12 protein-coding genes are annotated in these 15,068 nt (G+C 51.0%); 8 read left to right on the forward strand and 4 right to left on the reverse strand.

Annotated elements, in window-relative coordinates:
- Positions 1-69: 69 nt before the first annotated feature.
- The 6 genes from AC0YN4_RS10620 (at position 70) to AC0YN4_RS10645 (ending at position 7,603) form a co-directional block, all read left to right on the forward strand.
- Complete coding sequence (locus AC0YN4_RS10620; protein WP_475835775.1) at positions 70-1,617, forward strand: alpha-L-rhamnosidase-related protein; 1,548 nt, start codon at positions 70-72, stop codon at positions 1,615-1,617.
- Positions 1,618-2,192: 575 nt separating this feature from the next.
- Positions 2,193-3,026 (forward strand): 5-dehydro-4-deoxy-D-glucuronate isomerase, encoded by an 834-nt coding sequence (kduI, locus tag AC0YN4_RS10625; protein WP_475835776.1) that lies wholly within the window; start codon positions 2,193-2,195, stop codon positions 3,024-3,026.
- A gap of 33 nt (positions 3,027-3,059) precedes the next feature.
- The gene (locus AC0YN4_RS10630; protein ID WP_475835777.1) at positions 3,060-3,827 is read left to right on the forward strand and encodes a DeoR/GlpR family DNA-binding transcription regulator; all 768 of its coding nucleotides are present in this window, start codon (positions 3,060-3,062) and stop codon (positions 3,825-3,827) included.
- A gap of 2 nt (positions 3,828-3,829) precedes the next feature.
- Complete coding sequence (kduD, locus tag AC0YN4_RS10635; RefSeq protein WP_475835778.1) at positions 3,830-4,579, forward strand: 2-dehydro-3-deoxy-D-gluconate 5-dehydrogenase KduD; 750 nt, start codon at positions 3,830-3,832, stop codon at positions 4,577-4,579.
- Positions 4,580-4,603: 24 nt separating this feature from the next.
- Positions 4,604-6,442, forward strand: coding sequence for a hypothetical protein (locus AC0YN4_RS10640; protein WP_475835779.1), 1,839 nt, complete (start codon positions 4,604-4,606; stop codon positions 6,440-6,442).
- Between the two features lie 15 nt (positions 6,443-6,457).
- Positions 6,458-7,603: a glycoside hydrolase family 88 protein gene (locus tag AC0YN4_RS10645; RefSeq protein ID WP_475835780.1), complete on the forward strand. Its 1,146-nt coding sequence runs from the start codon at positions 6,458-6,460 to the stop codon at positions 7,601-7,603.
- A gap of 76 nt (positions 7,604-7,679) precedes the next feature.
- On the opposite strand, the gene AC0YN4_RS10650 is transcribed toward AC0YN4_RS10645, so the two are convergent.
- The 3 genes from AC0YN4_RS10650 to AC0YN4_RS10660 are packed head-to-tail and all read right to left on the reverse strand — an operon-like array spanning position 7,680 to position 11,143.
- On the reverse strand, positions 7,680-8,759 hold the full coding sequence (locus AC0YN4_RS10650) for a Ger(x)C family spore germination protein (protein ID WP_475781447.1): 1,080 nt from the start codon (positions 8,757-8,759) through the stop codon (positions 7,680-7,682).
- 9 nt (positions 8,760-8,768) lie between these two features.
- Positions 8,769-9,827, reverse strand: a complete 1,059-nt coding sequence (locus AC0YN4_RS10655; RefSeq protein WP_475835781.1) for a GerAB/ArcD/ProY family transporter — start codon at positions 9,825-9,827, stop codon at positions 8,769-8,771.
- Positions 9,824-11,143, reverse strand: coding sequence for a spore germination protein (locus AC0YN4_RS10660; protein ID WP_475781449.1), 1,320 nt, complete (start codon positions 11,141-11,143; stop codon positions 9,824-9,826). Before AC0YN4_RS10660 ends, AC0YN4_RS10655 begins: the two co-directional genes overlap by 4 nt.
- 141 nt (positions 11,144-11,284) lie before the next feature.
- Here AC0YN4_RS10660 and AC0YN4_RS10665 point away from each other — a divergent pair, with 141 nt between their 5' ends.
- Complete coding sequence (locus tag AC0YN4_RS10665) at positions 11,285-13,213, forward strand: DUF5939 domain-containing protein (protein ID WP_475835782.1); 1,929 nt, start codon at positions 11,285-11,287, stop codon at positions 13,211-13,213.
- 94 nt (positions 13,214-13,307) lie between these two features.
- Positions 13,308-14,096 carry a YhcN/YlaJ family sporulation lipoprotein gene (locus AC0YN4_RS10670; protein ID WP_475781451.1) on the forward strand — a complete coding sequence of 263 codons (789 nt, stop codon included), beginning with the start codon at positions 13,308-13,310 and terminating at the stop codon, positions 14,094-14,096.
- A gap of 88 nt (positions 14,097-14,184) precedes the next feature.
- Here AC0YN4_RS10670 and AC0YN4_RS10675 read toward each other — a convergent pair whose 3' ends face one another.
- Entirely contained in the window at positions 14,185-15,042 is an 858-nt protein-coding gene (locus AC0YN4_RS10675; protein ID WP_475781452.1) for a helix-turn-helix transcriptional regulator, read from the reverse strand.
- Positions 15,043-15,068: the final 26 nt, after the last annotated feature.

Below are 15,068 nucleotides of genomic sequence, written 5' to 3' on the forward strand. Positions count from 1 at the left end.
GAAAGTGTTTCGTCCGCGTTTTGACGGTAGGTTCCGTCAAAGGCTAATTCTCAGAGCTGGGAGTCCAATATGATTAATCAAAATTTCGTTGATGTAGCAGAAGAGCTGAAGCCCGAATTGATCGGAAACAAAGTATCTCCTGCTCGCGTTGTTGAAGTGGTACACGATTCAGAAGCGCTGCATGGGTGGAAAGCCCAGCACGCAAGTACGTTCGAAGAGCTGCAGGAACAGAAGTTCAGCAAAGGCGATTCCTTTGTTCTGGATTTCGGTGACCATCAAGTGGGATACTTGACGATTTCGCTGCAGTCCGTGGAGGCAAGGGCGGATGCCCCGGTTCGATTGAAGTTTATTTTCGGGGAAATGCCTTGTGAGGTTGGCGAGAGCTTCGATACCTATGAGGGATGGCTGGACCGCTCATGGCTGCAGGATGAGATTGTGAATGTTGACGTTGTGCCAGGCACTTATACGCTTCCTCGGCGATACAGCTTCCGTTATTTGAAGATCGAGGTGCTTACTCCGGCCCGGAAATTCAAGCTGGCGTTTCCGGATATTTATGTGACGTCCGTAAGCTCAGGGGATCTTTCTCTCGTAGCACCTTTGCCGGATCATGTGCCTGCAGATTTGCGAGAAATCGACCGAATCGCGATTCGAACCCTGCAGGATTGCATGCACACCGTATTCGAGGACGGGCCCAAACGGGATCGGCGTTTGTGGATTGGTGATCTGCGGCTGCAGGCGCTGGCGAATTATGAGACCTTCAATCACTATGACCTTGTGAAGAGATGCTTGTATCTGTTCGCGGGCTTGCGCCTTGAAGGCGGCCAAGTATCGGCATGCGTGTACGAGAAGCCTGAACCGGCAGCGGATGATATCTACTTGTACGATTATTCGTTGTTTTTCATTTCGACGCTGCATGATTATTACGCCGCTTCGCAAGATCGAGATACGCTCTCGCAGCTATGGCCGATCGCGCTGGAGCAGGTCGAGCTGGCTCTTCTTCGTTTAGATGCTCGGGGAATCGTGCTGGACGATCCGTCCTGGTATTGCTTCACGGATTGGCAGGATGATTTGAACAAGCAGGCTTCCGCACAAGCGGTATTGATTTATAGTTTGAAGCAAGCTGTGGTGCTTGCGGAAACGATGGGGCAGCATGAGCAGACTGCCGCGATCCAAGGTTACGTGGAGCGTGCCTCGGAAGCAGCGTTGAGCCATCTGCTGAACGAGCGTACAGGCATGTTCGTAAGTGGCGAAGCGGGTCAAGTTTCGTGGGCGTCACAAGTATGGATGGTGCTCGCTGGTGTACTGGATCAAGAAGCGAACGGTGCTTTGCTGGATCGTCTCTTCGAAGAGGATCCTGTCATTCGTCCGATGACTCCTTATATGTATCATCATTTAATCGAAGCGCTGATCGTTTCCGACCGGAAGGACAAGGCGCTGGAGCAAATGCGTGCTTACTGGGGCGAGATGGCCCGTGATGGAGCGGACACGTTCTGGGAAGTATTCCAGCCGGCAGACAAGAACAATTCACCATACGGCAGCAATCTGATTAACAGCTACTGCCATGCCTGGAGCTGTACGCCGACATACTTTATTCGCAAGTATTTCGCGGGGAATTAGGATCCGCTTCGCAGCTAAGTCAATCGAAATGCGGCAGAGAATTGATTTTCGCCCACCACCACCATTACCATAGCCACGCCTCGAGAGCCGGATAACCCGACTCTCAATCGTAAAATCACTGAAAAAAGATGCTGAGAGTCGGAAAATCCGCCTCTCAGTCGAGTATGTTAGGGCTCTTTCGAGCTGAAATGTTATCGGCGGCAAAACGAACCATTCCGACTCTTTGCGTGGATGTGAGAGTTCCAAAGTGGAATTCGCACCGCCGAATTCGCGCTGAATGAATGCTGAGAGTTCCAAAATGGAACTCTCAGCATTCACACTAACTAATCCGACTCCTTGCGAGGATGTGAGAGTTCCAAAGTGGAACTCTCACCGCCAAATTCGCAGCTTAACCGATCCGGCCGCAGGAGGTAGTCCAGCCGTTGCTCATTGCCCTCGACTACAGAGGCTCCCATAAGGAACGCATGCTTAGACAGATGCGTTTTTTTGTTGTTGCATAAAAGACATCCCTTTATTAAAATGAACGTATATATTACCAAATGAACTTATATGAACATAAGAGGAGATATGCCCACATGGAAATCCGCTATGCCTCGCATCCTAATGAAGTAAAGGCATTTGACACTACTCGTCTTCGCGAAGAGTTTCTGATCGAACAGTTATTCGCCGCTGACGAACTCAAGCTTAACTACTCGCATGTGGATCGTTTTATTATCGGTGGTGCAGTTCCGGTCAATGGTTCCGTGAACCTCGCAGTCGATCCGGCAACAATCGGTGCGGCTACGTTTCTGGAGCGCCGGGAGATTGGGATTATTAATGTCGGCGGCAAGGGTACGGTTACGGTGGACGGAGAAGTCTATGCCATGGATAGCAAGGACTGCCTGTACATTGGCCGCGGCGCGAAAGAAGTCAGCTTCGCAAGTGAAGATGGCTCGCAGCCTGCCAAATATTATTTGAATTCCGCTCCGGCACATCAGACGTATCCGACTGTGAAAGCAGCGATTAGTGAAGCATCCCCCAATCATCTGGGCAGCTTGGAGAATTCCAATGAGCGAACCATCTACCGCTACATTCACACAGGCGGCATTCAGAGCTGCCAGCTCGTAATGGGCATGACGTTGCTGAAGCCTGGAAGCATGTGGAATACAATGCCGTGCCATACGCATAACCGCAGGTCGGAAGTGTATTTCTACTTCGATATGCCGGATAACGGCGCGGTGTTTCATCTCATGGGCGAAGCGGCTGAAACCCGCCACTTGGTCGTGCGCAATGAGCAAGCGGTCATCTCCCCGAGCTGGTCGATTCACAGCGGTGTGGGGACGAACAGTTATACGTTCATTTGGGGGATGGCGGGAGAGAATCAGACCTTCGAGGACATGGACGCCGTCGCAATGAAAGACTTACGCTAAACAGACAATTCAGCATGAAAGTGATGGTTTCCGATGAACCCTTTGCGTAGATATGAGAAAATTATGGAAATACTGCTCAACTCCCGAGAAGTGATGGTCACTGAGCTCAGCGAGCAGCTGCAGGTGACAGGCAAGACCATTCGCGAGGACTTAGCGAAGCTGGAACAGAAGGGGCTGCTGCAGCGCATTCACGGTGGAGCGGTCCTGGCACAGGAGAATCAGCTGGGCATCCTGTCGATGAAGCAAGAAGAAGCGCCATACGCAGCCGAGCATCAAGAGATTGCTGAGCTGGCGGTTTCGCTGATTGCAGCCAACGAGGTTATCGCTCTCGATGGCGGGCGCACAACGCTTGCGATTGCCAAGCTGCTGCCGGATGAGCCGCTGACGGTCGTCACGAATGATCTATCTATTATTGCGGAGCTTGCAAGGCGTACGTCGATTCGTTTGGTCGTACCCGGCGGCTATCAAATTCGCAATATGCTGATCGGCGCTGAGGCGGCGGCTTATATTCGCAGGCTGAACATTGCCAAAGCGTTCCTGTCTGCAACAGCCATCCATCCGCAGTCCGGATTTACGATCTACTCCGGCGAATCGGCAGACATTAAGCGGGCATGGCTGGAGACAGCCAAGACCTCCTACGTCGTGGCGGATCATTACAAATTCGGTCAAGGCGCGCTCTTCACATTTGCGAAGCTAAGCGAAGTTAGCGCGATCATAACGGATTCCGGCATTTCGCAGGAGACAGCAGAGCAGTTTCGGCAAGAAGGAGCGACACTTCTTATAGGAGAGAAGGGAACATAAGGATGAGCTTTAACTTAACTGGCAAAACAGCACTGGTCACCGGCACTTCAGGCGGGATCGGCCAAGCAATCGCGGTCGGACTGGCTGAAGCGGGTGCATCCATCGTGGCGGTTTCCGCTTCGAACAGCGACGAGACGGTTCGCATGATTCGCAGTACCGGCGGACTTGTTTCCCAAATTTCCGCGGATTTGAGTCAGCTCGATCATTTAGAGCCGTTGTTTCATAAAGCGGTAGCGTGTTTCGGCGGCATCGATATACTGGTCAACAATGCGGGAACGATTCGACGTTCTCCGGCAGTCGAGCATTCCCGTTCCGATTGGTTCGATGTCATCGACCTGAATATGAATGCCGTCTTCTTCCTCAGCCAATTGGCAGGCAATCATATGATTGCCAGAGGCAGCGGCAAAATCATCAATATCGCCTCGATGCTCAGCTTCCAAGGCGGCATTAATGTACCGGGTTATACGGCAAGCAAACATGCCGTAACCGGAATCACGAAGGCGCTCGCCAATGAATGGGGCGGCAAAGGTATTCAAGTGAACGCGATCGCGCCCGGATATATCGATACGCGCAATACAGCTCCGCTCATGGCCGATGAGAAGCGGAGACAAGCGATTCTGGAGCGGATTCCGGCAGGCCGTTGGGGATTGCCGAAGGATTTGCAGGGACCTGCTGTGTTCCTTGCTTCGGCAGCATCCGATTATATGAACGGCCATGTCCTCTGCGTGGATGGCGGATGGTTGGCACGCTAGTTCAAATCAGCGGGAGGCGAGCGCGTGACAGAGGCGATCGGTTGGACGAAGGATAATCTGATGAGCTGGCTCGAGGAAGGACGTTCTGCCGAACTGTGTATGTACGGAGCGGATGCGAGCGCTGTCAAGTGGCAGGAGATCGCAGGTTCGCCTCATTTTGCCTACATGGTGCGGGAAGTAGAGAAGGAAGAGCAGCTTCTGGTGCAAGCGCCAATACCGGAGCTTACGCCTGAGCTATATGAACTCTATGAGAAAACTGGGAATCGGTTGTTGTACGAAGGCGTCTACTTCCAGCGGAGAAGGCGGCTGGCAACCTTCGCGATGCTTCACTTCTTGTATCCAAGCGAGAAACGCTACATCGTCGCGCTGGAGGAAATCATTGCGGCAATCCTAGAGGAGACGACTTGGTGCTTGCCTGCCCATATGAAAGGTCAGGCGATTGATCGCCACATCGATCTGTTCGCTGCTGAGACCGGGTTCGCGCTCTCAGAGATTCTAGCGATATCTGGTGAGGGGCATCTTTCTATTCCGCTTCAGGATGCGATACGTCTTGAAGTGGATCGACGTCTGTTCGTACCTTATTTGAATTATGGGCCGTACCACTGGGAAACGGCGGATCATAACTGGGCTGCGGTTTGCGCCGGGTCCGTCGCGTCCGCTGCACTTCTCATGGAGTCGGATTCCTATCGAGCTGCCGCTATCCTGGAGAGAGCTATTGTCACTATGGGGCATTATCTGTCCGGCTTTGGCGAGGATGGCGCCTGCCTCGAAGGTCCGGGATATTGGAATTACGGATTCGGTTATTTCGTTGCTTTCGCTGATCTGCTGAACCGGGGAACCGGCGGCAAAGCGAACCTGCTTGCGGACAACAAGGTGCGAGCGATTGCGCAGTTTCAGCAGCGCTGCTACTTAGTCGGCAACCGGCCTGCTAACTTCTCGGACGCGGTTCCTGTGGTGAATGTTCATCTCGGACTCTCGGATTATTTGGCCTCTTATTATGATGAAGTAGATTATCCTCCGCTAACCGTTCGGGCAAGCTTCCGCGATGATCATTGCTGGCGTTTCGCCCATGCGCTGCGCAATTTCATCTGGCATCAACCGCATGTTCCAAGAGCGGAGAGCTGGCTGTCCGGAAGCTGGTTTCTGCCGGATGCGAAGTGGCTTGTTTCACGTTGTACGACAGCCGCGGGCAGCTTCGGGTTTGCAGCCAAAGGCGGCACAAACCACGAGCCGCATAACCATATTGATGTTGGCCATTTTATACTGCTCGCGGATGAGGACCCGGCATTCGCGGCCGATCTTGGCAGCGGTGAATATACAGCCGACTACTTCGGCGCAGGGCGTTACGGCTATGATTGCAATGGGGCGCAAGGTCATTCGCTCCCAATCATCGGCGGGCTTCATCAAGCAGCTGGCGCACAAAGTGCAGCAGTTGTACTTGAAGCGCATGCCGGTGAGGTAGAGGATCGCTTCGAATTGGAGTTGGCCTCGTGTTATCTAAGCAGCGGGTTGACCTCTTATCGGCGGCGATTCGGCTGGCATAAGAGTTCCGAACGGCCCATTCTAGAGCTGCGGGATACGTTTTATTTTAGCGGGAATCCCGCACCCATTACGGAGACGTTCATCACCCGCTCGAAGCCGGAACTGATGGCTGATGGACTAATTAGGCTGCAAGGCGAACGCCATGCCGCTAGGCTTGAATACGAACCTGGCTGCTACGAGGTCCGGATCGAGGAGCGGACTTACTCGAACCACTTTGGTCAAGAAGAGAGCTTTACTCGCATTTACTTGGATCGAAGAGAAGACAGGGTCGAGGGCGGTGCTGCAATTCAGCTTGCTTTTCAATTCAAATTTCTAGAATAGGCAGGTGGGTATGGCATGGCGGAAACTGCAAATTCGGAAACAATAGCAACATCATGGGTGAATGAGGCGTGGGAGCAGACGATCCTGAAGGTGAAACGTACCAGTGTCCGAATCGGAGCCAATTTCCCACATGCAAGCCAAGGCGGCCGTTATGTATTGGAGCAGCCTCATTGGTGGACGGCGGGATTCTGGCCGGGGCTGCTGTGGTTGCTGCGTGACGGCAATCCGGAATTGCAAGAGCTTGCCGAGCAATGTGAGCTCAAGCTTGACGCTGTACTTGATGGCTTTGACCATCTTGATCATGATTCAGGTTTCATGTGGACGCTAACCAGCATCATCAATTACAAGCTGAGCGGCAGTGAAACTTCGCGCAGGCGAGCCTTCAAAGCGGCGAGCCATTTGGCAGGCCGCTTTAATCTGAAGGGCAATTATATCCGCGCCTGGAATCCTTGGCGGGAAGGCGATAACAATGCTGGTCTCGCCATCATTGATTGCGCGATGAATCTGCCGCTGCTTTACTTCGCTTCGCGGGAAAGCGGTGATCCGCGTTATGCCCATATCGCGGAAGCACATATGAGCACAGTGCTCGCACATTTCATTCGTCCGGACGGGTCAGTTCGGCATATCGTGCGCTTCGATACTCAGACCGGTGAGGTTGCCGAATATATCGGAGGCCAAGGTTATGCCCCGGAATCTGCATGGTCACGCGGGACAGCATGGGCAATCTATGGGATTGCTCTGGCTGCCAAGCATACGGGCCGTCAAGATTACATAGAAGCCGCCAAACGAGTGGCGCACTTCTTCCTCTCACAGCTGCCCGAAGATGCTGTCCCGGCATGGGATTTCCGCGCGCCGCTTGAGACGCAAGCACTTCGTGATTCTTCCGCCGGCGCATGTGCAGCATGCGGCTTGCTGTTAATCTCTGAACTTGTACCAGATGCGGAATCGCACAGCTACAGGCAAGCGGGTGAGCGCATATTGGAGTCGCTCTATCGGAATTACGGAGCCTTTGGCGATGATCAGGAAGAAGGACTTATTTTGCACGGTACGAGTCATTATCCGGAGCGTAAGAATGTCGATGTACCGCTGATTTACGGCGACTATTACTTTGTTGAAGGCCTGGCGAGGCTCAAAGGGGACATCACGATTCCTTGGGAGTAATAACAGTCCCGCATCTAAAGGAAATGCTGCATATCACGCATCATTTTGTCGCCGCGTTCCCCAGCCCCAGCCGCCCTCACTCCTCTTGCTCTAAATTCCCGAAATTATTGATTACGACTTTAACCTTGTAATTCACTTTCAGCTTCGGATAATAGTCGGTACGCCAACGCTTCAGCTCTTCGAGCTGGAGCTTGTTTCTAAAGTGATTGCCAAGTCCAAGAGGGTCGCTCTTGAATCGCTGCAGCTTGGCAGTTAAACGATTTAGCTGCTCGGTCATATACTTTTCCATTTCTCCTGTCAATTCGTCTTCGGAAGAATCCTTTCGGCTTTCGGAAAGGGCTGCTTTTACCAAGAGAGTGCCGTCTAAGGTCGGCCCCTCTTCTGATAATTCAGCTTTCCATTTCGTTTTGGCGGACAATATCATTAGATTTGCACTTTTTAGAACCTCGATGGCAGCGCCGTGATACCGGTTTGTAACCACGTTAGCGAACATGGTCTCTTCCTTCCCAAGGCGTGTCACCATCTTTCCTTCTCGCATTACAGCAGATCCGGGAAAGTTAAGTACCGTTTCCTTACCTGGACGAATGATGGGGATGATCACGTCTTCGGTATAGGATTTCGTGGATTCATAGGCTTCCCACATTTTGGTTTTGGCGGTTTTAGGTGTCCAACCGGCCGCTTTATTGGAGAATTTCAGAAAAGTCGTCACATCGGATTGAATGGCTTTATTCGTGTTGGTAAACAGCTCCTTCATATTCGCATCCGTAATGGCTACTAATGCTCGTGGCGGAATTCCCCTTGTTCGGATGGCATTATTGAATTCTTCCTCCAGCCCTTCTACTGCAACGGATTCATGAAAAACGACCATCTCGATATCTAACAAGTCAATATAATTCTCAATGTTGATTTTCATATTATCGAAGGCTGAACCAATCGAACTGGATTCTTGGGAGACCGTCTTGATCGAGAATGCTTTCTCTGCAGGAATCGGAATTTGGAGGGTGACTTCATACGCTTGGGTTTGTCCTTTAGCAATGCCAACGATGACGGGCATCGTTCGAAGATTAATGTCATGGCTGTCCCAACATCCGCTCAGGAGCAGAGGAAAAGAAAGACAAACGAGAAAACATGCCGGTCTACAATTCCGGAAGTTCATTAAGTCGGGTCATCTCCTAAGCCGCGCTTGTCGTCGGTAATAAGTCCCTGCCAGCGCAATAGCAAGCACGAGTCCAAATCGAGCAGGGGCTCCCCACTCTGATAATTTCTCCAGATCTCCCATGTTAACAATAAGCAAGGCTATACAGAGGGCAAGCGCCGAAATCGTGATTGGATTCGTCATCCATTTGGTGAAGATCGACGAACGACTGCCAAGTGATCGAGTCAGCCAGAGCAGCCCCGTAACGTTCATCAGTGTGCTCAACAAGACTGCCATCACATAGAACATGGAAAGTCGATCAAAGAAAAACCAATTGACCCGAATGGAATCCAGAACAATAATGAGCGGGTATCGCAGCGGCGCTGCGCCTTCATGTCCAAACATGCCAAGCGGGATATAAACGATAATCAGATAAAAGAACAACGAAATACACCAAGCTCCCCATAGCCAACGTTTGGAGACTTGCGAGAGCGGACCAAAAAATCCAATCAGGCCGATCGTATGCGAGAAGATAAAGAACAGGGGCAATATTTTCGCTTCTCCCACGAACGACAAGGTGGGCTTGAGCGGACTAATCATATCTAAGGATAGATTTCCATACACGCTCGCAAGGCTGATCATGACGAGAGGAAGTCCAAATAACCCGACGAGTATGGAGAGACGCAATAACGAATTTCGTCCGGCATACGAAATACATAACGACGAAATCAGCAGGAGCGCCATTAACACCCAAATCGGCGTATTCGGTAGAAACAACATTTTGAGTAATTGGGAATGGCCTCTAATGATGATGGTGATGACAAAAACGTTGCTGATGGTTATTACCCAGAGCCAGAAGATTCGGGCTGCTGTTCTTGCCTGCAAGAAACAAAGGAGCAGATCCGCTTTCTCCTCCTTCAATCCACCAACCAGCAAGCGAAGCAAGATGCCTTGGAGAAGCCATCCAATTACGACTGTCATCCAATGTCCGGATGGCTGCGACTGGATAACACTTTGGGGAAAAATAAACATGAGCAGACCATATTGAAGCACGATAAATAAAACAGAGATTGAGATGCCTTGCTTCATTTATTCGTTTTTCCCCCTCTCGGAGCTGTGGTTGGCACAAACGGTTTACGGAGCACGGTGGTATTGCTTAGCAGCGACAGAAGCAAATATAAGCCGCACACGATGCCTAAAGGACCGAACAATGCCGCAAAAAAAAGCATGATATACCGCCACAGTCGAACCGTTAGCGCGAATTGATAGCCTATGATCGTGAAATTAGCGATCGTAGAAGCGGCAAGTACGATAATCAGTAAATTGCTGACCAGCTGGGCCTCGACAACCGCTTGTCCAAGGATGATCCCCCCAACCATCGTCATGGCCGGACCGATGCTCTTGGGCAATCGGACGATCGCTTCTAGCAGCATTTCAATAATGAAGAGCAGGATTAGCGATTCCGTAAGCGAAGGATACGGCACCCCTACGCGGCTTTGGGCGATGGAATAAATCAATTCCAGCTTCATGACATCCGGATTGATCGAAACTAAAGCTACGTAAGCGGCAGGTGCAATTATGGCGATAAGCGCGCCTAGTACCCGGAAGAAAATGACCATGACAGAAAGAACAGCAGGCAGGTCAAGATCCGTGTCCAGAATGAACAAGTCGGCAAGATGGACGGGAATGATGATTGCTTCAGGGTATCCTTCGATCAGCAATGCAATCCGACCTTGTTTCAGATAATGGCAGGCTTCATGAGGTGACTCTGTTCGGTTATAGCAAGGGAGCGGGCTCCATAACGGCTGCTGCCGAAGCCACTTGGCTACTTGCCTTGTAGACGTGAAATCCTCGTTGGCATGGGCACGAATCGCTGCTTCGCATTCCGCGAGCAGCGCCGCATCTACTGAATGATCGAGCGATAATATGATCATGCGCTGCTTATGTGTAGAGCCTACGAGCACAAGTGACTGCTTCAAATGTGCGGAACGAAGCTCATTTCGAATTAAGCCAACATTCGTCATAATATCTTCAATAAAGCCGGTTTGGGAGGAGATGAGGATATTTTGATTGGTAGGCGTATTAATGGAGCGGTTCAAATTCTGAGACAAGGGCTGTATCCAAATAGCTTCCGAACCGTTTGAGCTAAAGAGAAGGGCGCGTCCTTCCAACAGGCCTTGAACATGCTCTTCTGCCTTAGCCGCTTCATCAGCGCCAAGCGTCCACTTCAGCTGTTCCCACGTATAGGACTCTGCAGAAGCGATTTCTTTAAGTCGCCACACGGTTGCCGCGACATCGACGAGGCTCGATAGGGCGAATAGCTCAGCATGTTTGCCGCCGAGCAGAATATGCTGATGTTGAAAATCGGGACTCTTCCCTAGTGTTTCGATGACATGTTTCACCATTACTCACCACCTGTGGGTAGTATTGGTAAAAGACGTCGAAATTATGAATCTGGCAGGCTTGTTTATGCTACTGACTGTCACACTTTTCCTTTATGATAAAGAGAGAGTTGAGCATGAACCGCCAAAAGGGGCTGAGTCCTATTGAGTCAAGCGTCTGAAATGAGTACGGCTTCGATTCGTTTAACGATGGAGAAGCAATTTCCGCAGCCCAAATCTAGAGTGTGGCAAATTTTATCCGATACGAATCGGCTTAATCGAGCGATCGGACTAGACCCGGTGAACAAGCAGAAGCATAAGCCGAAGTCTGTCAGCCGCACGTTGAAATCGAAGGCGCTTCAGCTCATCCCGATGGAGTGGGAGGAGTATCCTTTTGAATGGGCACATGAGCAGTGGTACGAGGTGTTTCGTCACTATGCCAAAGGACCAATGAGCAAATTCCGTTCGGGAATACAGCTGAAAGCTGTTGAAGTAGCTGGGGAAGAGCACACGATTGTTACGCTTTATTCGAATATCATTCCTGCGTCGGTTGCGATGCATCTTCCCGTTAAACTTATTGCTCAGCAATCTATGCACAAAACATTTCGTTACATAGAATCATCTATTGCTGCAGCTGTGGCTGCAGGGAACAAAGCCGTCTTCGTTGGAGCAAACGCGGACGCTCAAGTGAACGCTAGTCGCATTCACAAAGTTAATGACAGCAAGCTTAATCAAGTGCTGGAGCAGCTTGATGGGCTTGGCTTTAGCGGCGCTCCGGTTGAACGCCTGGCTGAGCTTATCAGGCACAGTGATGATCAAGACGTGGCGGATATTCGCCCATACGTCATTGCGAAGAAATGGCAATTGCCGCGAAGCGAAGTGCTGAAGCTGATGCTGCATGGGACTAGACTAGGTTTATTTAATTTGGAATGGCGATTGATCTGCCCGAATTGCCGAGTGTCGGAATCATCTTCGGACAAGCTGGCTGCCATTACGGAACGTTATCATTGCGATTACTGCGGTATTCAGTATGAGGTGATGTTTGATCGCTACGTGGAATTGTGCTTCTCGGTTCATCCTGAGGTCAGGCGTGCGGTACGGTCCGTTTATTGCGTAGGAGCGCCTGCGATGGCGCCTCATATTCATACGCAGCGGTTGATACGCATCGGTGAGTCGATTCGGATGGAGCTGCCTGAGAAGGCCATTGATTGGAGACTGCGCGTTCTTCGCAGCAATGAGCGGCTTGAGGTAAGGTTATCTGTGCGGTCGGAGAAGTCGAAAATTGAAGCTGAGGTTGAAGGGAATGCGGGGAGCGTTATTTTGGCCGATCATGGATGGCTGCAAGAGGCTATTCATGGAACAACCGGTGGATGGTTAACGGTAACCAATGAGCGAGATATCGACGTGATGGTCGTTCTGGAGCGGGAAGGCTGGGATGATATCGTCGCGACCGCTTCCCAAGTTACGATGTTCCCCGAATTCCGCTCTCTGTTTGCATCCGATGTTCTGGCTCCGGGTCAACAGGCAGGCGTTTCGAGTCTAACGGTACTGTTTACCGATCTTTGCGGATCAACCGCGTATTACGAAAGTGTCGGCGATGCGAGCGCCTACGGCTATGTCAGGCATATGTTCGAGTTTCTATCGGAGCAGGTACAGCAGCAAGGAGGCGTAGTTGTCAAAACGATCGGCGATGCGGTAATGGCCGTGTTCGATAGTCCGGAAGCAGGCTTTAGAGCGGCGCTGAACATTCAGCAGGGCTGGCATTCGTTGAAAGGGCTCGACCTTCGAATCGGACTTCATCATGGACCGGCAGTGACGGTTGGAATGAACGGTCGAAATGATTATTTTGGACGGACAGTCAATATGGCGGCGCGGATTCAAGCCATCGGCGGTCCTCGAGAAATCGTGCTTGAGGCGGGACTGCTTGCACAGCTCGGTGAACAAGAAAGGAACGCAACGTTTACGGTGACGGATCCGTTTATTGTGGACCTTAAAGGGATGCTTGAACCGGTTCATCTGGTGCGCGTTCTGTTCGCACAGCATGAAGCTGCAGAACCGGAAACGGAAGCGGAAGCGGAGAAGGTGCCCACCTAAAAACTTGCCAGCATAGCTCATCCCCGTTCGGCTAACCCTATAAACGGGCCGCACTAATTCGGTTCATACGAAACAAAACGGAGGATGAGATGGAATGCAGCGAAAATGGGCAGTGCTCGCAGCCGGCGCGATGTTGACGACGATACTGACAGGCTGTATGGATAACCAAGGGGACCTTGGCAACCGCAACATCCGAAATAACAGTATCGCTTATGACATGAATGGCAACCGAATCATCAATTCCAGATTTGCGAACGATCAAATGAACGAAATGAATCGTGTGGACGGACACCGATTAAACAGCAATAATATCATCGGTCTTCACAAAAACTACAGGCTGGAAATGAGCCAGGAGATCTCGGATCGGCTCGAACGCTTGCCTGAAGTGAATAAAGCTCATGTGATGCTGACAGACGATAACGCCTATGTCGGCGTTTCGCTGAAAGATACGTCGGAGATGAAAGGCATGGGCACGCGTGCAATGAATGTTCCTTCTGCACCGACTCCGCTCAGCCGTACACAGCGAGCCTATCAGCGTCCAAATTTGAATACAGGAACGATGGATACGAAAATCAGTGCAATTGCTACCGGTCCGAACATGCTGCGGGTGTATAATACAAATCCGGCACCTACGGTTCCTAGTGCACCGAGTCGGATGACGCGGGATGCAGACGTGACCGGCGGCTTGAAAGACCGAATTGCCAATGAAGTCAAACAGATGGCGCCTACAGTGAAGAATGTATACGTCTCAGCGAATCCCGATTTCTTCGACCGCATGGACGCTTACATGAGTGATGTGAAGCTTGGCCATCCGATTCAGGGCTTCATTGCTGAATTTAATGCAATGGTGGACCGTGTTTTCCCGCATAGATCCGGATCTTAATTCAAGGAGTCATTACTTACTATGAGCATTTAAGCGGCAGCCAATTCACGTGCTCTGACGTGAATTGGCTGCTGTTCTCTTCTTTGCATTAAGTCACCATGGAGGAACAGAACTGACTGAAGCTTGTGCCCATCTTGTTCTTGAACATTCGGCCGAACGTGTGCACATCCGCATAACCCACGGCATTGGCAATTTCCCCGATCGACATATTCGTTTGAATGGCTAGCTCCTTGGCTCGTTCGATCCGTACTCGCGTTAAATACTCGAATGGTGTCATGCCGAAAGCATGGCGGAATTTGATAATAATATAATTGCGGCTGAGCCCTGACATGGCTTCCAGCTCACTATGCTGAATGTTTTCGCTGAACCGATTGGCGATGTAATTTCGGATGAGCACCATTTTCGTCTTTATCTTCTGCTGCCCCTCCGTCTTCGTTTCTTGTTCCTGCTTGATGCCCGACAGATCGGCCAAAATTTGCATCAGAAGTCCCTGACACTGTGTATGGTGGGTAAGTCCAGGCTGATGATAATGAGTGATCAGCTGCGTAAGCTTCTTCTCGATGTCATGCCCTGCGAAATTGCCCAAGAAACGTTCCTCGCCAAGCATCCGCTCAACCGGATAGTTCGTCTCTCCGAAGTCGAACAGGATGGAGATACAAATATATTTTTCCCCTGGAATCGTGTGAACTTCGTGAGCCTGTGATGGGGAGTGATAGATCAGATCGCCTCGGCGTGTCATGTAGGTTTGATCCTCAATCCGATATTCGGCGGCACCTTCAACGACGTATTGAAATTGATAATTGTTTAACATGCGTCTTGCGATATCCCAGTGCTGCGGCGCGTGAAACAAATGGGCGAGTGTGATGTATGGGGGATGAAAATACAAACCTGCAACATGCTCGGGCAACGCGTGATGGTAGTATGGGATTTTGGGCGGCGTATTCATTGGTCGTGTCACCTCGGCGGTATTAG

The organism is Paenibacillus sp. J22R3 (genome assembly GCF_056269305.1).

Excerpts from the sequence above, each read along its gene's own strand:
- AC0YN4_RS10620 (WP_475835775.1), top strand. The coding sequence starts at position 70 with ATGATTAATCAAAATTTCGTTGATGTAGCAGAAGAGCTGAAGCCCGAA.
- kduI (WP_475835776.1), top strand. The coding sequence starts at position 2,193 with ATGGAAATCCGCTATGCCTCGCATCCTAATGAAGTAAAGGCATTTGAC.
- AC0YN4_RS10630 (WP_475835777.1), top strand. The coding sequence starts at position 3,060 with ATGAACCCTTTGCGTAGATATGAGAAAATTATGGAAATACTGCTCAAC.
- kduD (WP_475835778.1), top strand. The coding sequence starts at position 3,830 with ATGAGCTTTAACTTAACTGGCAAAACAGCACTGGTCACCGGCACTTCA.
- AC0YN4_RS10645 (WP_475835780.1), top strand. The coding sequence starts at position 6,458 with ATGGCGGAAACTGCAAATTCGGAAACAATAGCAACATCATGGGTGAAT.
- AC0YN4_RS10650 (WP_475781447.1), bottom strand. The coding sequence starts at position 8,759 with ATGAACTTCCGGAATTGTAGACCGGCATGTTTTCTCGTTTGTCTTTCT.
- AC0YN4_RS10655 (WP_475835781.1), bottom strand. The coding sequence starts at position 9,827 with ATGAAGCAAGGCATCTCAATCTCTGTTTTATTTATCGTGCTTCAATAT.
- AC0YN4_RS10660 (WP_475781449.1), bottom strand. The coding sequence starts at position 11,143 with ATGGTGAAACATGTCATCGAAACACTAGGGAAGAGTCCCGATTTTCAA.
- AC0YN4_RS10670 (WP_475781451.1), top strand. The coding sequence starts at position 13,308 with ATGCAGCGAAAATGGGCAGTGCTCGCAGCCGGCGCGATGTTGACGACG.
- AC0YN4_RS10675 (WP_475781452.1), bottom strand. The coding sequence starts at position 15,042 with ATGAATACGCCGCCCAAAATCCCATACTACCATCACGCGTTGCCCGAG.